Genomic DNA, 21,076 nt, shown 5'->3' on the forward strand with positions numbered 1-21,076 from the left:
GGAGAGACGGCATGCAACTATCATCGCGCATCACAGGGCTGCTTGGCGGCGGGTCAGACGGCTGGGGCGTTTTCCTGCGCGCCCGCCAGATGATTGAACAGGGTACGCAGGTGACAGAGCTGACGATTGGCGAACATGACATCCGCACCGCCGCACCGATCCTGCAAGATATGCACCGCGCCGCTTTGGCCGGTCACACAGGGTATGCGGCCATCCCCGGCACCACGGGTCTGCGCGATGCCGTGGCTGCGCGGTTGCAGGAACGTACCGGTGTGCCGACGACGCGCGACAATGTGCTGATCACGCCGGGCGGACAAAGCGCGCTGTTTGCCGCACATATGGCGACCTGCAACCCCGGCGATACAGCGCTTTATATCGATCCCTATTACGCCACCTACCCCGGTACGATCCGCGGTGTCAGCGCCCTGCCCCATGCGATCGCCGCCCGTGCGGAGGATGCGTTCCAGCCCCGTGCGGACGTGATTGCCGCCGCTGCGAAACAGACCAACGCGGCGTCGCTGTTGGTGAACTCGCCCAACAACCCCACCGGCGTTGTCTATTCCCGCAAGACGCTTGAAGGCATCGCGCAGGTCTGCCGCGATCACGACATGTGGCTGATCTCGGACGAGGTTTACGACACGCAGGTCTGGGAGGGCGCGCACCTCTCGCCACGCGCGCTGGACGGGATGGCGGAGCATACTCTGGTCGTGGGGTCGATGTCGAAAAGCCACGCGATGACCGGGTCGCGCTGCGGCTGGATCGTCGGGCCCGTGGATGCGATCGAGCATCTGACCAATCTGGCGACCCACACGACCTATGGCGTGCCCGGGTACATTCAGGACGCGGCGCTGTTCGCGCTGAACCAAGGCACCGGTTTCGAGACAGAGATCGCCGCGCCGTTCCAGCGCCGCCGTCTGCTGGCGCAGGATATTCTTGCGCGACAGAACGCCGTCAGCCTCGTACCCGCCCAAGGCGCGATGTATCTGATGCTGGATGTGCGCAGCACCGGCATGAGTGGCGAGGATTTCGCCTATGCGCTGCTGGAAAAACACCACATCGCGGTGATGCCCGGCGAAAGCTTCGGGACGGCAGCGGCAGGGCATATCCGCGTGGCGATGACCATCGAGGACACGCGCTTTGCCCAAGCGCTGGCGACAGTATGCGACTTCGCGGAAAGCCTCGCCGCCTGACGAAAGCGTCGCGCGGCCGCAGCTACCAACATACGAAAAAGGCCGGAGGATCATCCTCCGGCCTTTTTGACTGGCACATTCTTATTTCCTGCCGAGAGCACCGTTATGCGACACCCTCGGCAGATACACCGCCAGTTGTCAGCGTGTCAGCTTAGAAGCGGTAGGAACCACGGATGTTGAATGTGGTTACGTCCGCGTCGTCACCGGAAACACCGTTTACGTCGTCAAACTTGTGCTCAAGCAGTTCTGCGCCAACGCTGTATTGCTCGGTGATTTTGTAATCCATGCCGATACCGTAGAAGGCACCGTCTTCGTCACCCAAGGATGTGTCGGCACGAGCGTAACCGCCGGTTGCGTAGATCAGAGTGCTACCCAAGTCGTAGCCACCTTTGATTTTCGCACGAGCAACGGAGTCGATGGAACCCTGTGTTACGCCTGCAGCGTCGTCCAGATCGATGTCTGTTTTGTCGTAGTCAAGCTCACCGCCCAGTACGAAGCGACCGAAGTCGTAGTTGTAACCAGCGTGGAAACCGTAGGACCCGTTGTCACCTTCCAGACCGTTGTCGATCTCAGCGTCGGAATAGCCCAGTTGCAGACCGGTGTAGAAGCCTGTCCAGTCGCCACCCAGGTCGGGTGCAGGAACAGGTGCGGTCATCACGGGCTCAACCACTGGCTCTGCCAGGCTACCGGCGTATGTTGCGCCAGCGAATGCTGTGGATGCCAGAACGGCTGCGGATGCAAGTTTCATAGTGCGTTTCATAATCGTAACTCCTCGATCAGTTTGTACCGGAGCGGGCGCTTCCCGCTTCATCGACACAACACGGCAGCTAAGATCTGGTTTCGGGATTTCCCAATCACGGGTTGGTGATCGGAAAATTGTTGCTCAAATGCACGGCGTCTCGGCGGCCCGTCGCCGCTATTAACCCTTTTTACCAAGGCCAAAACGCGGTTCCGCGGAGATGCGCCAAAATCACCCGAAATTAAATTTTCAAGAAGATGGAACAATCTGCCCGCATGCTGCAGCAGGAATCCCGCGAAAATGGTGCAAAAAGTGGCGTTTACCCCCCTATGTGCTAGGTAGCGATGCGGCGCGGATGACAGCATGTCCGGCATAATCGAGGCGAAACGACCATGATCGAATTCTTCATTACCCATATAGAGGTCGTTGGCGTCATCCTTTTGACCCTCGGCGTGGCCTTCATCCTGCTTCAGCAGCGCCGCAGCCCACAATCAACTGCCGCCTGGATCCTGTTTCTGGTGGTGATGCCCTATGTCGCGGCGCCCTTGTTCCTGGCGCTTGGCTTTCGCAAACAGGGCAAACGTTACGAGCCGATCATATTTACCCAGAAAGAAGACCCGCAAACGCCCGTGCATGCGCTGGACGAGATGTTCCAGAGCTTCAACCTGCCCCCCGCGTTGGAAGCACAGCGACTGAACCTGCATGATACACCCCAAACCGCCTATGCCGCCGCGATGGAGGTGATCGAGAGCGCGACACAGACGATTGATGTGCTGTTCTATATCGTCTCGGACGATGACACCGGCAATCACGTGGTCGACGCCCTGACCGAAAAAGCCCGCAACGGCGTCAAGGTGCGCCTGCTGATGGACCGGCTCGGCACCCTGCGCGGCCCCTCCAAGGCGGTCAAGGCGCTGCGCAAGGCCGGCGGCGAGGTGCTGTTCTTTTCGCCGATCCTGCAACTGCCCAGCAGTGGCCACCTGAACCTGCGCAACCATCGCAAGATGATCATCGCCGATCATGCCCGTGTCTTTTCAGGCGGGATGAACATTGGCGAACACTATATGTCAGACCACCCGCACAGCGATCATTGGGTTGATCTGGCCTTCACCCTTGAAGGGCAATCGGTACAGACCTTCTGCGATGTCTTCCGCTCGGACTGGGAAGTCGCCTGTGGTGAAGACGTGGATCATATTAAAACGCCTGCCCCGACCACCGCGGGCAATGCGACGGTGCAGTTGATCCCCTCGGGCCCTGATATTATCGAAGACCCGCTGCACGACGGGATCATTCGCGCGCTGCATCTGGCGAAAACCCGTATCTGGATCGCCACCCCCTATTTCGTCCCGACCGAGCCGCTGGCCAATGCGTTGCGCATCGCGGCGCTGCGCGGCGTGGATGTGCGTATTCTGGTGCCGCAGAAGTCGAACCAGCATATCGCGGACTTCGCCCGTGGCGGCTATCTGCGCGATGCGCACACCGCAGGGGCCAAGGTCAAATACTTTGAACCTGCGATGATCCACGCGAAAGCCGCGCTGATTGATGATGTGGGGCTTGTGGGCACGGCAAACTTCGACGTGCGCAGTATGCTTTTGAACTTTGAGGCGATGTTGTTCGTTTATGATGCACGCAGCGTGTCAACCCTGTCGGACTGGTTCACGGCCCGCGAGGCCGACTGCCACGAGAATATGCCAAGCCCGCATTTGCCCCGCCGTCTGGCCGAGGGCGTCTTTCGCATAGGAGCACCGATCTTGTGACCCAAGCCCCCCTTCGCATCGCCAGCTATAACATGCGCAAGGCCATGGGCACCGACCGCAAACGGGATCCCGCCCGCATCCTGCGCGTAATCCAGACGCTCGCGGCGGATATCGTCGTGCTGCAAGAGGCCGACATGCGCCTTGGCCCCCGCCCCTCGGCATTGCCCATGGATCAGGTGACGGCGCAGACCGGTTTGATCGCGGTGCCCGTCCCCGGTGAGGTCAGCATCGGCTGGCATGGCAACGCCGTCCTGCTGCGCCCCGAGGCAGAGCTGATCGAGGTCAAACACCTGAACCTGCCGGGGATGGAGCCGCGCGGTGCGATGGTGGTGGATTTCGACCTGCGCGATGTCCCGCTGCGCATCATCGCCACCCATCTGGGGCTGATGCGCCGGTCGCGGCGCGCTCAGCTTTCCGCGCTCATTGCCCATCTGGATGCGCAGTCCAAACGTCCGACGTTGATCGCAGGCGATATGAATGAATGGTCGCTGAACGTCGGGCTCGGGCGTCTGGCGCATCACTTTGACATCTATGCACCGGGTAAAAGCTATCACGCGCGCCTGCCTTTGGCCGCACTGGATCGCATCGCGGTGGATGACGCGCTGCATGTGATTGACGGTGGCGTCTGCGAGACTGACGATGCGCGCCGCGCCTCGGACCACCTGCCCATCTGGCTGGATTTCGCGCGTTCTACAGGTCAGTAGAGCGCGCGAAATCAGCTAACTTATCAGGCGAGGATTTTAACCTAAACCACTGATACCCAATACACAAACGCCACACTTAAACCAATTTATGAAGTACCGTCAGAGCGATTTCCGCAGCCGCGCCTCCTCTGCGCGCGCCTGTTTGATCGCGGCGTGTTTCACCGGTCCATAGCCCCGAATATCCATTGGCAGCGCCAGCAGATTCTGCACCGTCTCGACCGTTGCCTCGCCGGTCTTGGCGGGCAGCTCTGCCAGCAAGGCTTCGTACCAGCGGATCAAAGCCACTTCTTCGCGACGTTCCTGAGTGTAGGAAAACACATCCAGCGTCGTGCCCCGTAGCGGACGCAGCCTCGACAGTGCGGTCAATACCGGCGTGAACCATGCACCGAACGCGCGCTTGACGGGCCGCCCCCGCGCGTCCTTGCGCAAAGACACGATCGGCGGAGCCATGTGGTAGTTGATCTTGAACCCCGGCTCGAACTCCTGCGCCAGCATCTCGGCAAAGGCAGGATCGCGGTGCAGCCGCGCGACCTCGTATTCATCCTTGAACGCCATCAGTTTGAACAGGGCCTTGGCCGCGACCTCCGTCAGCGCGTCGGCATGGGCGGCGGGCAAGGCGGCGCTGAACTGCGCAAGCCTGTCGCGGTAGCGCTGCGCGTAGCTGTCGTTTTGATAGGCCCGCAACCGGTCGGCCCGGTCCGCGATCAACGCGGCGCTGTCCAAGACTGGCTGTTCGCTCGACGGCAGGGCCAGCGCGTCAGGCGTTTCGGCCATCACGCGGCCCAGATCAAAGGCGCGATGATTCTTGTCGATAGCAACGCCATTCAGCACGACCGCCTGCCGCAGCGCGCCGTGGGATACGGGCACCAGCCCATTCTGCCACGCGAAGCCCAGCATGATCATATTGGCGAAAACCGTATCGCCCAGAAACCGTTCTGCCATCGCATTGGCATCGAAACCGGCAAGGTTTTCACCCCCCACGGTATCACGGATCACACTCTCGCGCTGGTCAGTGTGCAGCTGCGCGTCGCGGTGCAACACCAGATCGCCCGTGGGCATTTCGGCGAGGTTCAGCACCACCTTGGTCGCGGGCCCGTAGTAGACCGACGCCTGCGCGGCAGAGGAAACGACGATATCGCAGCCAATCACCGCATCCGCCGCCCCGTGATCAATGCGCACCTGATGGATCGCATCAGGGCGCGCCCCGATCCGGATAAAGCTAAGCACCGTGCCGAACTTCTGCGCAAAACCGGTGAAATCCAGCACGCTGGCCCCCTTGCCCTCCAGATGCGCGGCCATGGTGATCAGCGCGCCGACCGTGATCACGCCGGTGCCGCCCACGCCTGTGACCAACAGATCAAAGGGCGCATCAAGGCTGGGCAGTTCGGGACGCGAGATACCCGCCAGCAGCGCGTCCACATCGACCTCTGCCCCGGTTTTCTTGCGCCGCACCGCCCCTTCAAGGGTGACGAAGCTGGGGCAGAACCCGTTCAGACACGAGAAATCCTTATTGCAGCTAGACAGGTTGATCTTGCGCTTGCGGCCCAGATCCGTCTCTAGCGGCTCGATGCTCAGACAGTTGCTTTCAAGCGAGCAATCGCCGCAGCCCTCGCATACAGCGGGGTTGATCAAGGCAAAGCGTTTGGGGTCCTCCATCTGCCCGCGCTTGCGGCGGCGGCGTTTCTCGGTGGCGCAGGTCTGTTCGTAGATCAGCACCGACACGCCTTTGACCTCGCGCAGTTCGCGCTGCACGGTGTCCATCTCTTCACGCGGGTGAAAGCTGGTGCCTTGGGGGAAATCGCCGCGGTCGAATTTGTCGATCACATCCGACACCAAGGCGATGCGCTGAACCCCTTCTGCACGACAGGCCTGCGCGATTCCGGTCACGCTGATCGGCCCATCTACAGGTTGCCCGCCGGTCATGGCCACCGCGTCGTTATAGAGGATCTTATAGGTGATATTCGTCCCCGCCGCGACAGCCTGCCGAATGGCGAGCGACCCTGAATGGTACCACGTGCCCTCGCCCAAATTCTGGAACAGGTGTTTGCCGCCGTTGAACTTTGAGGCCACCACATGCGGCACACCCTCGCCGCCCATCTGCGCATAGCCACCGGTTTCGCGGTCCATCCACCCCGCCATGACGTGGCAACCGATGCCCGATGCGGCTTGCGACCCCTCGGGCAGCTTGGTCGAGGTGTTATGCGGGCATCCCGAACAGAAATATGGCGTGCGTTTTGCCCCCGGCACATTCAGCAGGACAGGAGGCTTTTCCGTCAGCGCGCGCGCTTTTTGCGGCAGGTTTTCATCAGGGAAGAACGCGTCCAACCGCTCGGCCACCACGGGCACCAGCGCCAGCGGGCTTAACTCGCCGGTCCAGGGCAGCAGCGGATCACCTGCCGCGCGGTGTTTGCCGACCATGCGACCGGGCTTGTGCCCCGGCCAGTCGTAGAAATATTCCTTGAGCTGGCTTTCGATGATGCCGCGCTTTTCCTCGATCACCAGCACTTCTTCCGTGTCGGCAACAAAGGCCAGCGCATCACGCCGCGCCAAGGGCCAGACCATGCCGACTTTGTAGATATCGATGCCAAGACGGCGGCAGGCGGCTTCGTCCAGACCCAGCAGACGCAGCGCCTCCATCAGATCCAGATGGCCCTTGCCGGTGGTGACAATGCCAAAGGTGGCATTGTCCAGATTATAGATACGCCTGTCGATCGGGTTGGCCTCGACAAAGGCTTCGACGGCGCTGAGCTTATGCTGCAACCGGGTCTCGATCTCGGGGCTTGGCATGTCAGAGCGGCGCACATGTAGCCCGCCGGGCGGTGGCGTGATCTGGGGGAGCGTAAACGCGCGGTCAGGCTGCAACGCCACCGATTGCCCGCTTTCCACCGTCTCGGAAATCGCTTTGAACCCGACCCATGTGCCGGAAAAGCGGCTCAGCGCGAGCCCATAGGCCCCGAATTCAAGAAACTCTCCCACATTCGCGGGGTTCAGCGTCGGCATCAACCAGGTCATAAAGGCGACATCCGATTGATGCGGCATGGACGACGACACACAGCCGTGATCATCCCCCGCCACAACCAGCACGCCCCCCTTGGGCGAAGAGCCATAGGCGTTGCCGTGGCGTAGCGCGTCCCCCGACCGGTCCACCCCCGGCCCCTTGCCGTACCACATGGAGAATACACCCTCGACCTCGCAATGGGGATCAAGCACAGCCTGCTGCGCCCCCAGAACCGCCGTGGCCCCCAGGTCTTCGTTTACCGCGGGCATAAAGGTGATGTTGTTATCCTTGGTCACATCCCGTGCGCGCCACAGCTCAAGATCGACCGCGCCCAAGGGCGACCCGCGATACCCCGAGATAAACCCAGCGGTGTTCAGCCCCTGCTGCTTATCGCGCCGCGCCTGATCCAACATGATCCGCACCAGCGCTTGGGTGCCGGTCAAAAACACCGTTCCTTCTGTGCGCGTGTAGCGGTCGGATAAGGCATAGGGGTAAAAATCGTGGGTTTCTTTGGTCATGATGGCAATCCTTGGCTGTCTTGACCATCAAACCACGTTTCCGTGAAATATCTGCCCCCTCTTGCGCCTGCACGCGGAATAAACGAATGTTTTATTCAGCATATAGGGGATTGATGAAATGTCTGACCAAATGCGCTTTGACGACCGCGACCGCAAGATACTGGAGCTGTTACAGCGCGACTGCCGCATCTCCAACGCCGATCTGGCAGAGCGGGCCGGCATGTCCGCCTCCGCCTGCTGGCGACGGGTGAAAGCGTTCGAGGACGCCGGCGTGATCGAACGCTACCGCGCGGATGTGTCCCCGACCAAGGCGGGCAACAGCTTTCAGGCGCTGGTGCAGGTGCAGCTTGCGCGTCACAATCAGGAAAAGCTGGCCGAGTTCATCAAAGCCATCGCGCACCGCGCCGAGGTGCTGGAATGCTATGCCACCACCGGACAGGCCGACTACCAAATGCGCGTCCTCTGCCGCGACATCGCCGCCTATAATCGCTTTCTCGAAGACTTCCTGTTCCGCCTCCCCGCCGTCGAAAGCGCGCAAACCAACGTGGTCCTGCGCGAGATCAAACGGAATACGAGCATTCCGATGTAGCCCCCAAACGAAGAAAGGGTGCCCGATGGGGCACCCTGAGTTTCGCCTGACCTTGCTCATCGTTCACCGCTCGTTTGTTTTATGCCTGCGGCAAGGCCAGCGTCAGGGGCAAGCGCACCTGCCCCATGTAGAAAGCCCCGACCGCAAGGCCGGGGCGTTTGTCTTAGCTGCAGCCCGACGTTCCGCCGCAGGTGTTGCACTTCATGCAGGTGCCGTTGCGGACCAGCGTGTAGTTGCCGCATTCCCCGCAGGCTTCGCCCTCGTAGCCCTGCATCTTTGCTTTGGTACGGGCGTCCATGCTGACCGCGCCGCTGGACACCGCTGTGGTCGACCCCATGCTTGCCGCGACCGAGGCCTGGCCTGCCTGTGGCATCACACGGTCAAGCGTCTGCGTGTCGCCGTGCCCCTGCCCGCCTTGCAGCAGCACCAGGTCCTGCGGCAGACGGTTGCGCAGATACCCGGTCGAGCTGATCTGCTTGAGCACCTCAAGCGAGCGGTTGGCGGCGGTTTCGGAGATCTCCGCCACATTGGCGACGCTTTCCTGATCGCCGCGGCCGAGGCTGTCAAAGCTGGCCCCTTCGGGTTGCACATGCGCCAGATCGGTACGGTCCAGATAGGACACGGCGAGCTCGCGGAACACATAGTCAAGGATCGAGGTCGCGTTCTTGATGCTGTCGTTGCCCTGTACCATGCCAGCGGGTTCGAACTTGGTGAAGGTGAAGGCGTCGACGAATTCCTCAAGCGGGACGCCGTATTGCAGCCCCACGGACACGGCGATGGCAAAATTGTTCATCATCGCACGGAAGCCCGCGCCTTCCTTGTGCATGTCGATAAAGATCTCGCCCAAAGAGCCGTCTTCGTATTCACCGGTGCGCAAATAGACCTTGTGCCCGCCCACATTGGCCTTTTGGGTATACCCCTTGCGGCGCTGAGGCATCTTTTCGCGGTGCGATTTGATGATCTCTTTGACGATGACCTTCTCGACGATCTTTTCGGCCAGCACGGTGGCTTTCTCGTGAGTGGTACCGCTTTCCAGCGTTTCGGCTGCCTCGTCATCATCCTCGACCAGCGCAGAAGCCAGAGGCTGCGACAGTTTTGACCCGTCGCGGTACAGCGCGTTGGCTTTGACGCCAAGCGACCACGACAGCTCGTATGCGTTCTGGCAATCCTCGATGGTGGCGTCATTTGGCATATTGATCGTCTTAGAGATCGCGCCGGAGATGAAGCTTTGCGCCGCCGCCATCATATAGATGTGGCTGTTGACGGACAGGTAGCGTTTGCCCTTCTTGCCGCAGGGGTTGGCGCAGTCGAAGATGCCGTAGTGTTCGGGCTTGAGGTGCGGCGCGCCTTCCAGCGTCATCGTACCGCAAACATGGTCGTTGGCCGCTTCGATGTCTTTCTTGGAAAAGCCCAGGGATTTCAGCAGGTCAAACGTCGGGTCGTTCAGCTTTTCGGCTGGGATGCCAAGGACTTGCGTGCAGAACTCCTCGCCCAATGTCCATTGATTGAAGACAAAGCGGATGTCGAAGGCCTGTGCCAGCGCCGCGTCGATCTTGGCCAGCTCGTTAGGGCCAAAACCGTGGCCGACCAGCGTGGTGTGGTTGATCGCAGGCGCGTTGCCGATGGTGCCGTGACCGACGGCATAGCCGACGATCTCTTCGATCTGGGCCGAGCCGTAGCCAAGCTTTTCAAGCGCTGCGGGCACCGACTGGTTGATGATCTTGAAATAGCCACCGCCTGCGAGCTTCTTGAATTTCACCAGCGCAAAGTCAGGCTCGATCCCGGTGGTGTCGCAATCCATCACCAGACCGATGGTGCCCGTCGGCGCAATCACAGAGGTTTGCGCGTTGCGGTACCCGTGCTTTTCGCCAAGCCGCAGGGCTTCGTCCCAGGTCGCGGTGGCGATGTCGATCAGGTTGGCTTGCGGGCAGTTTGCGTGATCCAGTGGCACGGGCTTGACCGATAGCGCCTTGTAGCCGTCGGTCTTGCCGTGGGCCGCATTGCGGTGGTTGCGGATGACGCGCAGCATGTGGTCGGCGTTCTTGGCGTGGCCGGGGAAGGCCCCCAACTCGCCCGCCATCTCGGCGGAGGTGGCATAGGAAACGCCGGTCATGATCGCGGTCAGCGCCCCGCAAAGCGCACGGCCCTCGTCGCTGTCGTAGCTAAAGCCCATGTTCATCAGCAGACCGCCGATGTTGGCATAGCCCAGACCCAGCGTGCGGAAATCATAGGACCGCTGCGCGATTTCCTTGGACGGGAACTGCGCCATCATCACCGAGATTTCGAGCGTAACGGTCCACAGACGCGAGGCATGCATATAGTCTTCGACCATGAACTCCCCGTCTTGCAGGAAGGTCAGCAGGTTCATCGACGCGAGGTTACAGGCCGTATCATCCAGGAACATGTATTCGGAGCACGGGTTCGACCCGCGGATCGCGCCGTCTTCGGGGCATGTGTGCCAGTCGTTTACCGTGTCGTGATACTGGATGCCGGGATCGGCGCAGGCCCAAGCCGCGTGGCCGACTTGCTCCCACAGGTCACGGGCGCGGATGGTTTTCGACACGCGCCCGGTGGTGCGGTCCAGCAGCTCCCAATCGGCGTCTTTTTCGACGGCGTGCAGGAAAGCGTTGGTCACCCGGATCGAGTTGTTGGAGTTCTGGCCCGAGACCGAGGAATAGGCTTCGGAATCCCAGTCTGTGTCATAGGTCGGGAATTCGATCGAGGTATGACCCTGCTTGGCATAATCCAGCACGCGCTTGACGTATGTCTCTGGGATCGCGCATTTTTTCGCGCTGCGGATCGCGGCCTTTAGCTGGTCGTTCTTGGCGGGGTCATAAGCGTCGGCCTCTGCGCCGTCCCATGCTTTGATCGCGGCAAACAGCTTGTTCAGCTCGCGTTCATGCATCTTCGAGCCAGCGACGATGCTCGCCACCTTTTGCTCTTCGATGACCTTCCAGTTGATGAAATCCTCGATATCGGGGTGGTCCGCATCAACGATAACCATCTTGGCCGCGCGCCGTGTGGTGCCACCCGATTTGATCGCGCCTGCCGCACGGTCACCGATTTTCAAAAAGCCCATCAAGCCAGAGGATTTTCCCCCGCCCGACAGCTTCTCGCCCGCCGCCCGCAGGCTCGAGAAGTTGGTGCCGGTGCCGGAACCGTATTTGAACAGACGCGCCTCGCGGACCCACAGGTCCATAATGCCGCCGTCACCTACCAGATCGTCAGCGACAGACTGGATGAAACAAGCGTGGGGCTGCGGATGCTCGTAAGACGATGTCGACCGCGTCAGCTTGCCGGATTTATAATCGACATAGTAATGCCCCTGCGCGGGACCATCGATGCCGTAGGCCCAATGCAGACCGGTGTTGAACCATTGCGGGCTGTTGGGCGCGCCGCGCTGGCTGGCTAGGATGTGACGCATCTCGTCATAATAGGCTTGGGCGTCTTCTTCGGTGGTGAAATAGCCACCTTTCCAACCCCAATAGGCCCAAGCGCCTGCCAGACGGTCGAACACTTGCTTCGACGACGTCTCGCCGCCCATGGTCGCGTCATCGGTCGGCACCGAGCGCCAGAGGAATTCTGGCACGCCCTTTTCCTTGACCTTCTTGGTCTCGGACGGGACGCCTGCCTTGCGGAAATATTTTTGGGCGATCACATCAGAGGCGACCTGGCTCCAGCTGGAGGGCACTTCGACGTTATCGAGGCGAAAGACCACCGACCCGTCAGGATTGCGGATTTCGGAGGCTGTGCTCACAAAGTCCAGTTCTGCGTAGGCATCCTGACCGGATCGCGTGAATTTTCTCTCGATTTTCATAAGTGCTGCCCCAAATTTTCAAACTCTCAACCAGCGGCATGATCGGGCCGCCAAACCTATCGCCGGTGTGCATCGTCCCCCGCACCCGCATCAGGTTGGTCTTGGATCAAGCCGTTTAACCGGCGCAAATGTGCGAAACCCAATTTCACCCGATCAGCACGCCACCCCGATCAATCACCAGATGTAGTGGCCCGCCCGTCGATTTACACAAACTGGCGTATGCAGCCCTATTGGGTCAACGGCTTTATTATCGAAATAAGGGAAGTTGCATCTTGACCGGATCGGCATTTTTTGAAGCTTCGGTCGGCGCGGTGATTCAGCGAAATGATATGCACAGACAGCGGATCACGAGGGTGATTTTCCACACTGCGGATAAAGTTAATAAACGCTAAGGTTTAGCGCGGCTGGCTCATGTATCGCTTGAGTTATCCACAAAATCCCAAACAGCGGGCTGGGGATAAACATGGCGGAACTGTGGATGATAAAAATTTATGCAGCCACCAGATATAGGTTCGCGAACCCGGCCATCTCACCAGATTTAGAGCGTGCATCTGTGGTAAAAAAGAACGACTGCACACAAATACAGCGTTCTGATCTGCATGAAGCAGATCAGGAACACTATATGTGGTGGTTCTTAAAGTGGTCGGGGCGAGAAGATTCGAACTTCCGACCCCCTGTACCCAAAACAGGTGCGCTACCAGGCTGCGCCACGCCCCGACTGCGGCCTACTTAGCCCCAAGCAATCGGATTGAAAAGCCCTAAGTTCACAGAAAATGATAGTTTCTGACGAACTAACAGGGCCATGCCGGATTGCGCCCTGTAAACGCGGGATGGCGCAGCTCTGTCCCCGGTGTAATGCCCATCCGCGCGCTTAACCCACCGTTGATTTCCAGCACCGCCAGCAGCGCATCACTGCCCCCCTCAAGCGGAGATTCGTCGAGCGGAATCGCATTATGGTGGATGTGCTGCACCACACCGCGGGAATCGATGAACAATAGGTCGAGGGGAATCAATGTGTTGCGCATCCAAAAGCTAAGCGGCTGCGGTTCTTCATAGATAAAGAGCATACCCGCGCTGCCCGCCAGTGAGGTGCGATGCATCAGTCCTTGGGCACGTTCACCGGCATCATCGGCAATCTCGACGCTAAAGCGCGCCTGCCCCCAGTCGCCGCGCAACGTCACGCTGGTGTCGCTGCATTTGGCAGCGGCCGCCCCCGCCATCGCCAGAGAGGCTAAGGCCAAAAGACCCGCGCGGATCAGCTTTGCGCGGTGCCAGATGAATCGAGTCGTACCGTTTCCCATGCATGTACCTCTGCCGCCATCTGGCCGCGTTCCCCGTTAATGACCCGCAGCGCCAATGCTTCGCCCGGTTGCAAATCCGACAGGCCCGACTGGCGCAACACTTCTATATGTAGAAAGATGTCATCGCTTTTGCCAAACACATTCGCGAAACCAAAGCCTTTGGATTTATCGAACCATTTGACCCGCGCGGGTTCCAGCGGTGCGGCGGCCACCAGCGCGGGATCAATGCCCACAATATCCGACAACGCCATCGCCTGAGCAGCAGCGGGCGGGTGTACCGCATGGACCTGGGTCGCCTGCACCCCACGTTCGGTCTTTTGCACCGTCAGATCAATGCGCGCACCGTCCGCGACAGAGCTTTGACCGTAATTACGTAACACATTGACGTGCAACAGGATATCAGGCCCGCCAGCGTCTGAGACAACGAAACCGAACCCCTTCGCGGGGTCGAACCATTTCACCACGCCGGAAATGGCAGAGCTATTGCTGGATACTTCTGACACAAATGTCCTTTGGTCTTCTCTAGGTCAGGCAACAGCGTGCCCGCGTACAAAATATCAGCGGCAAAAGCCGCCTTATGGGTTCAATCTCGTTACGCTCCAATCACCGTTTTGTTCGGCACGTCGCCAGACAAAACGGTCATGCAATCTATACTCTCCGTCGGCCCAGAACTCGATTTCGACCGGGGTGATCCGGTAGCCCCCCCAAAAAGGTGGACGGTCTGGGTTTGGCCCCTTTTTGGCGGTGACTTTTGCCACTTCGGCGACCAATGACGCACGGCTGGCTAAAGGGGACGATTGGTCAGAGGCCCAAGCCCCCAACCGGCTTTTGAGCGAACGCGACTTGTAATATGCGTCCGCCTGTGGGCCTTCTTCTTTGGAAACCACGCCGCGCACCCGTATCTGGCGGCGCAGGGATTTCCAATGCATCACGAAAGCAGCCTTGCCCGCGTGATCCAGCTCTTGCGCCTTGGCGCTGGTGTAGTTTGTGTAAAAGACGAATGCCGCGTCTTCGATTTCTTTTAGCAACACCATGCGCGCATTGGGCAAACCGTCGGCATCCACGGTCGATAGCGCGATGGCATTTGGGTCGTTGACCTCTGTCTGCGTTGCCTCATCCAGCCAGCGGCGCGCAATCACAAAGGGATCGTCACCGGCAAAAATGCCTTTGCGCACTTCCATGATCATGATCCCCTTCCTTGCGCATCGACGCAAACTTGCGACAATGCCTTACATCAAATGACATACTAGAACAACTAAACACACTGTCGCGCCTAAAAACCGCCAGGGCGGTCTATCACGGCGTCCTCTCAAGTGCCGCGATCACCGTGCAGCCTTGATGCCAAACTATCAATAGCATAAACCGGATAAAAGTTCAGTGACATAGTCGAAGGAAGTACAATGGCAAATGACCTGATGGCAGGCAAACGTGGGCTTATCATGGGCCTCGCCAATGACAAGTCGATTGCCTGGGGCATCGCACGCACCCTCGCGGATGCCGGTGCAGAGCTGGCATTCTCGTATCAAGGCGACGCGCTGAAAAAGCGGGTCGATCCGCTGGCGGCGCAACTGGGTAGCGATCTGGTCCTGCCCTGCGATGTGGGGTCGGAAGAGTCGATTGACGCGCTGTTTACCGCTTTGGGCGAACGTTGGGACGGGATCGACTTTATCGTCCACGCGATCGGGTTCTCTGACAAGAACGAATTGCGCGGGCGATATGTCGACACCAGCCGCGCCAATTTCGCGATGTCGATGGATATCTCTGTCTACTCCTTCACCGCGGTGATGCAGCGCGCGGAAAAGATGATGAAGTCCGGCGGCAGCGCGGTCACGCTCACCTATTACGGTGCCGAAAAAGTGATGCCGCATTATAATGTGATGGGCGTCGCCAAGGCCGCTCTGGAAGCATCGGTCAAATATCTGGCCGAGGATCTGGGCAAGGACGGCATCCGCGTCAACGCGATCAGCGCCGGCCCGATCAAGACATTGGCCGCATCCGGCATCGGCGACTTCCGCTATATCATGAAGTGGAACGAGTATAACTCGCCCCTGCGTCGCAACGTGACCATCGACGATGTGGGTAAATCCGCGCTGTTCCTGCTTAGCGATCTTGGCTCGGGCACGACGGGCGAGAATCTGCATGTGGACGCGGGCTATCACGTGGTGGGCATGAAAGCCGTCGACGCCCCAGACATGGCAAAGGAATAACGACATGAGCAAGGATGCCTCACGCCTGCCCCATGAAAAAGGGTTTCATATCAGCTGGGACCAGATCCACCGTGACAGCCGTGCGCTGGCGTGGCGTCTGGACGGCATGGGCCCCGATGACGGCGGCTGGCGTGCTGTGGTTGCGATCACCCGTGGCGGTATGGCCCCCGCGATGATCGCCGCCCGCGAGCTGGATATCCGCACCGTCGACACGATTTCGATCAAGTCCTATGACCATCAGGATCAATCGGACGCGGTCGTGCTCAAGGCCCCCGATGCAGAGCTGATGGGCGACGGCACCGGTATCCTGATCATCGACGATCTGGTGGATTCCGGTAAAACCCTTGAAGTCGTGCGCCAGCTTTACCCCAATGCGCATCTGGCCACCGTCTATGCCAAGCCCAAGGGCCGCCCGCAGGTGGATACCTTCATTACCGAAGTCAGCCAGGATACGTGGATTTTCTTCCCCTGGGATATGGCGCTGCAATATGTAGAGCCCTACCGCGGCAAAGACTAAGCGGCACCCCCGCAGATACCTGCCTTCGGCGAGGATTTAGGACCATTTGGAAGCAGCGGCCCCGCGCCGTGTCAGACTTTGCGCTGGTCCGCTCGCCGAAGCGCCCCCTCCCTCGCCCAGTCAGGAGCATTGACCATGACCCCGCGTACCGCCGCGACTTTCTCTCCTCCGGTGATGGAGGCGCGCCGCTGGTTGACGGGCGTCCATTTTGACGCCGACCGCCCCCTGATCAACGTGAGCCAAGCCGCCCCTGTCGATCCGCCCCCGCAGGCGATGCGTCAGGCCATGGCCGATGTCGCGCTGAACAACGATGATGCGCATCTTTACGGGCCGGTGCTGGGTCTGCCCGAATTGCGCGACGAGCTGGCCGCGCAGGTCAGCGCCCATTACGCTGGCGCGGTAGAGCCCGCGCAAGCGGCGATTACATCGGGCTGCAATCAGGCCTTTGCCGCTGCGATTGCCACGCTATGTGCCGAGGGAGACGAGGTGATCCTGCCGGTGCCGTGGTACTTTAACCACAAGATGTGGCTGGATATGTCGGGCGTCGCCGCCGTGCCGCTGCCGGTGGGCGATACGCTTTTGCCCGACCCGGAACAGGCTGCCGCCCTGATCACCGACCGCACCCGTGCCATCGCCTTGGTCACGCCCAACAACCCCGGCGGCGTTGAATACCCCGAAGAGCTGGTGCAGGCGTTTTTCGATCTGGCCCGTGCGCGCGGTATCGCCCTGATCCTGGACGAGACCTATCGCGACTTTGACAGTCGTTCCGGCCCGCCGCACCGTCTGTTTCAGGACCCCGACTGGCACGATACGTTGATCCATTTATATTCTTTTTCAAAGGCCTACCGTCTGACTGGTCACCGAGTGGGCGCGATTGTCGCCTCCCAGACGCGTCTCGCCGAGGTTGAGAAGTTCCTGGATACCGTTGCCATTTGCCCCGGCCAGATCGGTCAGCATGCCGCCCTTTGGGGGATGCAGAACCTTGACACATGGCTGGCCGGCGAGCGGCGCGAGATCCTGGCGCGGCGACAGGCGATTGCCGACAGTATGCACCGTTTGGACGCGAAAGGCTGGAAGCTTTTGGGGCTTGGCGGATATTTCGCCTATCTCTCGCATCCCTTTGACGAAAGCTCTGCCACATTGGCCCCGCGGCTGGTGCGCGAGGCGGCCGTGCTGACCCTGCCCGGCACCATGTTCCATCCGGCAGAGGATATCACCGGCGGGCGGCATCTGCGCCTCGCTTTTGCCAATCTGGATGTCGCAGGCATTGAGGTGCTGTTTGACCGTCTGACACAGGTCTAACGCGGCTCTTGCCCCCCTGCCGCGCACCGCATAGACAGGGCAAAACGTGCGTTTAAGGGATGACACCATGAAAGCCAAAGGCAACAGCTTTACGAAAACCGCAGTATGGGGGCTGATGGGTCTTTTGATCCTGGGGCTGGGCGGTTTTGGCGCGGTCAATCTGAACGGCAGCGCACGCACCGTCGGCGAAGTGGGCGACAAGTCTATCTCGGTTGACGATTACGCCCGCGAGCTGCAGCAGCAGATCCGCGCCATCGAAAGCCAGTCCGGCGAACAGCTTAGCTTTCAAGAAGCCCAAGCCATCGGGCTGGACCGTGCCGTGCTGCAACGTCTGGTCCGTTTGCGCGCGCTCGACAATGAGGCCGACGAGATGGGCCTGTCCATCGGCGACGCGAACCTGCGCGAACGCGTTGTGGAAATCCCGTCGTTCCAGGGCGTTGACGGGAATTTCGACCGCGAGGGCTATCGCTTTGCGCTGCAGCAGGCCGGTCTGAACGAGAATGAATTCGAACAGTCCCTGCGCGAGGAAGCGGGCCGCACCCTGTTGCAGGAAGCGATCACCGGCGGGATTGCGATGCCCGACGCCTATGCTGACACGCTTGTCTCCTATGTGGGCGAGCAGCGCAGCTTTACCTGGGCCAAACTGACGCAAGATGATCTGGATGCGCCCCTGCCCGACGCCACCGATGCGCAGCTGCAGGCCTATTACGACGAGAACGCCGACCAGTTCATTCTGCCCGCCAGCAAGACCATCAGCTATATCACGATGGGCCCGCAGGATCTGCTGGACGAAGTAGAGCTGACCGACGAAGAGCTTCAGGCCGCCTATGACGACCGCGCGGATGAATACATCCAGCCCGAACGCCGCTTGGTCGAACGTCTGGTCTTCCGCGATCAGGAGGCCGCCGATCAGGCTGCCGCCGCGCTCGAGGTTGATGGCAACACATTTGAAGGGCTGGTCGCGGACCGTGGGCTTTCCCTGTCGGATGTGGATCTTGGCGATCTGAGCCAGCAACAGTTGGGTGCCGCAGGGGACGCCGTATTTGCTGCCGAAGTGGGGGATATTGTCGGCCCGCTGCCCAGCAACCTCGGGCCTGCATTGTTCCGTGTGAACGGTGTGCTGCCGTCGTTGAACACCACCTTCGAAGAAGCCCGCCCGACGCTGGTGCAAGACCTTGCCGCGGACCGCGCGGCCCGTCTGGTTGAGGTCCGCGCCCAGGATCTGGATGACCAATTGGCCGGTGGTGCCACGCTGGAACAGATCGCCGAGGAAAGCAAAATGACCCTCAGCACCATCGAGTGGACGCAGGACAGCAGCGAAAGCATCGCCGCCTATGCCGGTTTCCGCGAGGCCGCGACACGTCTGACCGAAGGCGACTTCCCCCAGATCCAACAGCTGGATGACGGTAGCGTTTTTGCCATGCGTCTTGATGGCACCAAGGAGGAACGCCCCAACCCGTTTGACGCCGCCCGTGCTGACGTGGCCGAGGCGTGGCAGAACGAACAATTGATCACCGCCCTGCGTGCCAAGGCCGAGACCCTGCAGGCCGAGCTTGCCGATGGCGCTGATTTTGCCGAGCTGGGGCTGGAGCCCAAGACCGGGACCGACCAGACCCGCGACGCCGTGGTCAGCGCCGCACCGCAGGGGTTCATCGCCGCTGTGTTTGACGCAGCCCCCGGCGAGGTAGAACTGCTGGAAGGTGCCGATGAGGTCGCGCTAGTCCGTCTTGATAGCATCAAGGACGCGGGCGAGAATGACCGGATGACGCAGGTCAAAACCCAGATCGCCACCCAGCTGGATGACCAGCTGTCGCAAGCGCTTTTCGCCGCTTTCTCTGACGACGTGATCCGCCGCACGGCACCGCGTGTCGATCAGCAGGCGATCAACGCCGTCCACGTGAACTTCCCCTAAGTTAGGTCTCCCATGTCGTTGACACCCGATTATGACAGCTTTGCCGCAGGCTATGCGGCGGGCAAGAACCAGATCGTTTACACCCGTCTGGCTGCCGATCTGGACACGCCTGTTTCGCTGATGCTCAAGCTCACCGGTGCGGCACAAAACGCCTTTGTGCTGGAATCCGTGACCGGCGGCGAGGTCCGCGGGCGCTATTCGATTATCGGGATGAAGCCCGATCTGATCTGGCGCTGTCAGGGCACCACGTCGGCCATCAACCGTTCGGCACGCTATGACGCAGATGCCTTCGACGATGTTGCGGGGGATCCGCTGGATACTTTGCGTGCGGTGATCGCGGAGTCGAAGATCGACCTGCCCGATGACCTGCCGCAAGCCGCCGCCGGGCTGTTCGGATATCTGGGGTATGACATGATCCGGCTGGTGGAACATCTGCCGAATGTGAACCCCGATCCCATGGGGCTGCCCGATGCGATGATGGTGCGCCCCTCGGTGATTGCCGTGCTTGACGGGGTCAAGGGCGAGGTCACGATCGTATCGCCAGCTTGGGTGTCTGACGGGCAATCGGCCAAGGCCGCTTATGCCCAAGCCGCCGAACGCGTGATGGATGCGGTGCGTGATCTGGAACGGTCGATGCCCGGCACCAGCCGTGATCTGGGCGACGCCCACGAAGAATCCGCCCCCGTCAGCAATTTCACCCGCGAAGGCTATAAATCCGCCGTTGAAAAAGCGCGGGAATATATCGTGGCGGGCGACATCTTTCAGGTGGTGCCGTCGCAACGGTGGGCGCAGGGCTTCTCACAGCCGCCGTTCGCGCTGTATCGCAGTTTGCGCCGGACCAACCCGTCGCCCTTCATGTTCTATTTCAACTTCGGTGATTTCCATGTCGTCGGGGCCTCGCCCGAGATCCTTGTGCGCGTCTTCGGCAACGAGATCACGATCCGCCCCGTTGCAGGTACCCGTCGTCGCGGGGCCACGCCGGAAGAAGACCGCGCGCTGGAGGCTGATCTGCTGGCCGACCAGAAAGAGCTGGCAGAGCATCTGATGCTGCTTGATCTGGGCCGCAATGACGTGGGCCGGGTCGCCAAGATCGGCACCGTGCGCCCGACCGAGGAATTCATCGTCGAACGCTACAGCCACGTGATGCATATCGTGTCCAATGTCGTGGGCGAGCTGCGCGAGGACCGCGATGCGCTGGATGCCTTCTTTGCGGGGATGCCCGCGGGCACAGTGTCAGGTGCACCCAAGGTCCGCGCGATGGAGATTATCGACGAGCTGGAGCCCGAGAAACGCGGGCTGTACGGCGGCGGTGTTGGCTACTTTAGCGCGGGCGGCGACATGGACATGTGCATCGCCCTGCGCACGGCCGTCATCAAGGATAAAACCCTGTATATTCAGGCCGGTGGCGGTGTGGTCTATGACAGCGACGCAGAGGCAGAATATATGGAAACGGTGCATAAATCCGACGCGATCCGCCGTGCGGCGGCCGATGCAGCACGCTTCGCAGGTCAAGGGAACAGCTGAG

The 21,076-nt window shown here is 60.5% G+C and carries 16 protein-coding genes and 1 tRNA gene; 9 read left to right on the forward strand and 8 right to left on the reverse strand.

All coding sequences use genetic code 11. From position 1 onward, the window contains the following. Positions 1 to 11 precede the first annotated feature (11 nt). On the forward strand, positions 12 to 1,190 hold the full coding sequence (locus tag ABM428_RS10425; protein WP_180827800.1) for a pyridoxal phosphate-dependent aminotransferase: 1,179 nt from the start codon (positions 12 to 14) through the stop codon (positions 1,188 to 1,190). Between the two features lie 151 nt (positions 1,191 to 1,341). Here the strand turns inward: ABM428_RS10425 and ABM428_RS10430 are convergent, their stop codons facing one another. Both ABM428_RS10430 and ABM428_RS10435 read right to left on the reverse strand, forming a co-directional pair. Further along, on the reverse strand, positions 1,342 to 1,950 hold the full coding sequence (locus ABM428_RS10430) for an outer membrane protein (RefSeq protein ID WP_037944410.1): 609 nt from the start codon (positions 1,948 to 1,950) through the stop codon (positions 1,342 to 1,344). A gap of 47 nt (positions 1,951 to 1,997) precedes the next feature. Further along, entirely contained in the window at positions 1,998 to 2,345 is a 348-nt protein-coding gene (locus ABM428_RS10435) for a hypothetical protein (RefSeq protein ID WP_132996503.1), read from the reverse strand. Between ABM428_RS10435 and ABM428_RS10440 the strand changes: the two genes are divergently transcribed. Together ABM428_RS10440 and ABM428_RS10445 are read left to right on the forward strand one after the other, a co-directional pair. Beyond that, positions 2,322 to 3,686: a phosphatidylserine/phosphatidylglycerophosphate/cardiolipin synthase family protein gene (locus ABM428_RS10440; protein ID WP_184581919.1), complete on the forward strand. Its 1,365-nt coding sequence runs from the start codon at positions 2,322 to 2,324 to the stop codon at positions 3,684 to 3,686. The two genes, ABM428_RS10435 and ABM428_RS10440, sit on opposite strands and share 24 nt — an antisense overlap. Beyond that, on the forward strand, positions 3,683 to 4,390 hold the full coding sequence (locus tag ABM428_RS10445; RefSeq protein ID WP_353627912.1) for an endonuclease/exonuclease/phosphatase family protein: 708 nt from the start codon (positions 3,683 to 3,685) through the stop codon (positions 4,388 to 4,390). Before ABM428_RS10440 ends, ABM428_RS10445 begins: the two co-directional genes overlap by 4 nt. Before the next feature lie 99 nt (positions 4,391 to 4,489). Here the strand turns inward: ABM428_RS10445 and ABM428_RS10450 are convergent, their stop codons facing one another. Further along, positions 4,490 to 7,906 (reverse strand): indolepyruvate ferredoxin oxidoreductase family protein, encoded by a 3,417-nt coding sequence (locus ABM428_RS10450; protein WP_353627913.1) that lies wholly within the window; start codon positions 7,904 to 7,906, stop codon positions 4,490 to 4,492. A gap of 118 nt (positions 7,907 to 8,024) precedes the next feature. Between ABM428_RS10450 and ABM428_RS10455 the strand changes: the two genes are divergently transcribed. Further along, the gene (locus ABM428_RS10455; RefSeq protein WP_005853822.1) at positions 8,025 to 8,495 is read left to right on the forward strand and encodes an Lrp/AsnC family transcriptional regulator; all 471 of its coding nucleotides are present in this window, start codon (positions 8,025 to 8,027) and stop codon (positions 8,493 to 8,495) included. Positions 8,496 to 8,658: 163 nt separating this feature from the next. Here the strand turns inward: ABM428_RS10455 and ABM428_RS10460 are convergent, their stop codons facing one another. From ABM428_RS10460 to pdxH, 5 genes are all read right to left on the reverse strand, one after another. Further along, positions 8,659 to 12,312: a vitamin B12-dependent ribonucleotide reductase gene (locus tag ABM428_RS10460; RefSeq protein ID WP_132997232.1), complete on the reverse strand. Its 3,654-nt coding sequence runs from the start codon at positions 12,310 to 12,312 to the stop codon at positions 8,659 to 8,661. A gap of 640 nt (positions 12,313 to 12,952) precedes the next feature. Beyond that, a tRNA-Pro gene (locus tag ABM428_RS10465) sits at positions 12,953 to 13,029 on the reverse strand. Between the two features lie 74 nt (positions 13,030 to 13,103). Beyond that, the gene (locus tag ABM428_RS10470) at positions 13,104 to 13,532 is read right to left on the reverse strand and encodes a DUF192 domain-containing protein (RefSeq protein WP_132997416.1); all 429 of its coding nucleotides are present in this window, start codon (positions 13,530 to 13,532) and stop codon (positions 13,104 to 13,106) included. Between the two features lie 35 nt (positions 13,533 to 13,567). Further along, positions 13,568 to 14,116, reverse strand: a complete 549-nt coding sequence (locus ABM428_RS10475; RefSeq protein ID WP_174226609.1) for a cold-shock protein — start codon at positions 14,114 to 14,116, stop codon at positions 13,568 to 13,570. 72 nt (positions 14,117 to 14,188) lie between these two features. Then, the gene (pdxH, locus tag ABM428_RS10480; protein WP_037945043.1) at positions 14,189 to 14,794 is read right to left on the reverse strand and encodes a pyridoxamine 5'-phosphate oxidase; all 606 of its coding nucleotides are present in this window, start codon (positions 14,792 to 14,794) and stop codon (positions 14,189 to 14,191) included. 219 nt (positions 14,795 to 15,013) lie between these two features. On the opposite strand from pdxH, the gene fabI reads away from it, so the two are divergent. From fabI to trpE, 5 genes are all read left to right on the forward strand, one after another. Then, on the forward strand, positions 15,014 to 15,820 hold the full coding sequence (gene fabI / locus ABM428_RS10485; protein ID WP_005853827.1) for an enoyl-ACP reductase FabI: 807 nt from the start codon (positions 15,014 to 15,016) through the stop codon (positions 15,818 to 15,820). Between the two features lie 4 nt (positions 15,821 to 15,824). After that, entirely contained in the window at positions 15,825 to 16,337 is a 513-nt protein-coding gene (gene gpt, locus ABM428_RS10490; protein WP_005853828.1) for a xanthine phosphoribosyltransferase, read from the forward strand. A 135-nt stretch (positions 16,338 to 16,472) separates the two neighbouring features. Beyond that, complete coding sequence (locus ABM428_RS10495) at positions 16,473 to 17,639, forward strand: aminotransferase (RefSeq protein WP_132997233.1); 1,167 nt, start codon at positions 16,473 to 16,475, stop codon at positions 17,637 to 17,639. Between the two features lie 67 nt (positions 17,640 to 17,706). Beyond that, positions 17,707 to 19,551 (forward strand): peptidyl-prolyl cis-trans isomerase, encoded by a 1,845-nt coding sequence (locus tag ABM428_RS10500; protein ID WP_353627914.1) that lies wholly within the window; start codon positions 17,707 to 17,709, stop codon positions 19,549 to 19,551. A gap of 12 nt (positions 19,552 to 19,563) precedes the next feature. Continuing rightward, complete coding sequence (trpE, locus tag ABM428_RS10505) at positions 19,564 to 21,075, forward strand: anthranilate synthase component I (protein WP_132997235.1); 1,512 nt, start codon at positions 19,564 to 19,566, stop codon at positions 21,073 to 21,075. Position 21,076 lies beyond the last annotated feature (1 nt).

This window comes from Sulfitobacter sp. TCYB15, assembly GCF_040435955.1.
GTDB lineage: Bacteria > Pseudomonadota > Alphaproteobacteria > Rhodobacterales > Rhodobacteraceae > Sulfitobacter > Sulfitobacter pontiacus.

Excerpts from the sequence above, each read along its gene's own strand:
- ABM428_RS10435 (WP_132996503.1), bottom strand. The coding sequence starts at position 2,345 with ATGGGTAATGAAGAATTCGATCATGGTCGTTTCGCCTCGATTATGCCG.
- trpE (WP_132997235.1), top strand. The coding sequence starts at position 19,564 with ATGTCGTTGACACCCGATTATGACAGCTTTGCCGCAGGCTATGCGGCG.
- ABM428_RS10425 (WP_180827800.1), top strand. The coding sequence starts at position 12 with ATGCAACTATCATCGCGCATCACAGGGCTGCTTGGCGGCGGGTCAGAC.
- ABM428_RS10455 (WP_005853822.1), top strand. The coding sequence starts at position 8,025 with ATGTCTGACCAAATGCGCTTTGACGACCGCGACCGCAAGATACTGGAG.
- ABM428_RS10460 (WP_132997232.1), bottom strand. The coding sequence starts at position 12,312 with ATGAAAATCGAGAGAAAATTCACGCGATCCGGTCAGGATGCCTACGCA.
- fabI (WP_005853827.1), top strand. The coding sequence starts at position 15,014 with ATGGCAAATGACCTGATGGCAGGCAAACGTGGGCTTATCATGGGCCTC.
- ABM428_RS10500 (WP_353627914.1), top strand. The coding sequence starts at position 17,707 with ATGAAAGCCAAAGGCAACAGCTTTACGAAAACCGCAGTATGGGGGCTG.
- ABM428_RS10440 (WP_184581919.1), top strand. The coding sequence starts at position 2,322 with ATGATCGAATTCTTCATTACCCATATAGAGGTCGTTGGCGTCATCCTT.
- ABM428_RS10430 (WP_037944410.1), bottom strand. The coding sequence starts at position 1,950 with ATGAAACGCACTATGAAACTTGCATCCGCAGCCGTTCTGGCATCCACA.
- ABM428_RS10450 (WP_353627913.1), bottom strand. The coding sequence starts at position 7,906 with ATGACCAAAGAAACCCACGATTTTTACCCCTATGCCTTATCCGACCGC.
- gpt (WP_005853828.1), top strand. The coding sequence starts at position 15,825 with ATGAGCAAGGATGCCTCACGCCTGCCCCATGAAAAAGGGTTTCATATC.
- ABM428_RS10495 (WP_132997233.1), top strand. The coding sequence starts at position 16,473 with ATGACCCCGCGTACCGCCGCGACTTTCTCTCCTCCGGTGATGGAGGCG.
- ABM428_RS10470 (WP_132997416.1), bottom strand. The coding sequence starts at position 13,532 with ATGGCGGGGGCGGCCGCTGCCAAATGCAGCGACACCAGCGTGACGTTG.
- pdxH (WP_037945043.1), bottom strand. The coding sequence starts at position 14,794 with ATGGAAGTGCGCAAAGGCATTTTTGCCGGTGACGATCCCTTTGTGATT.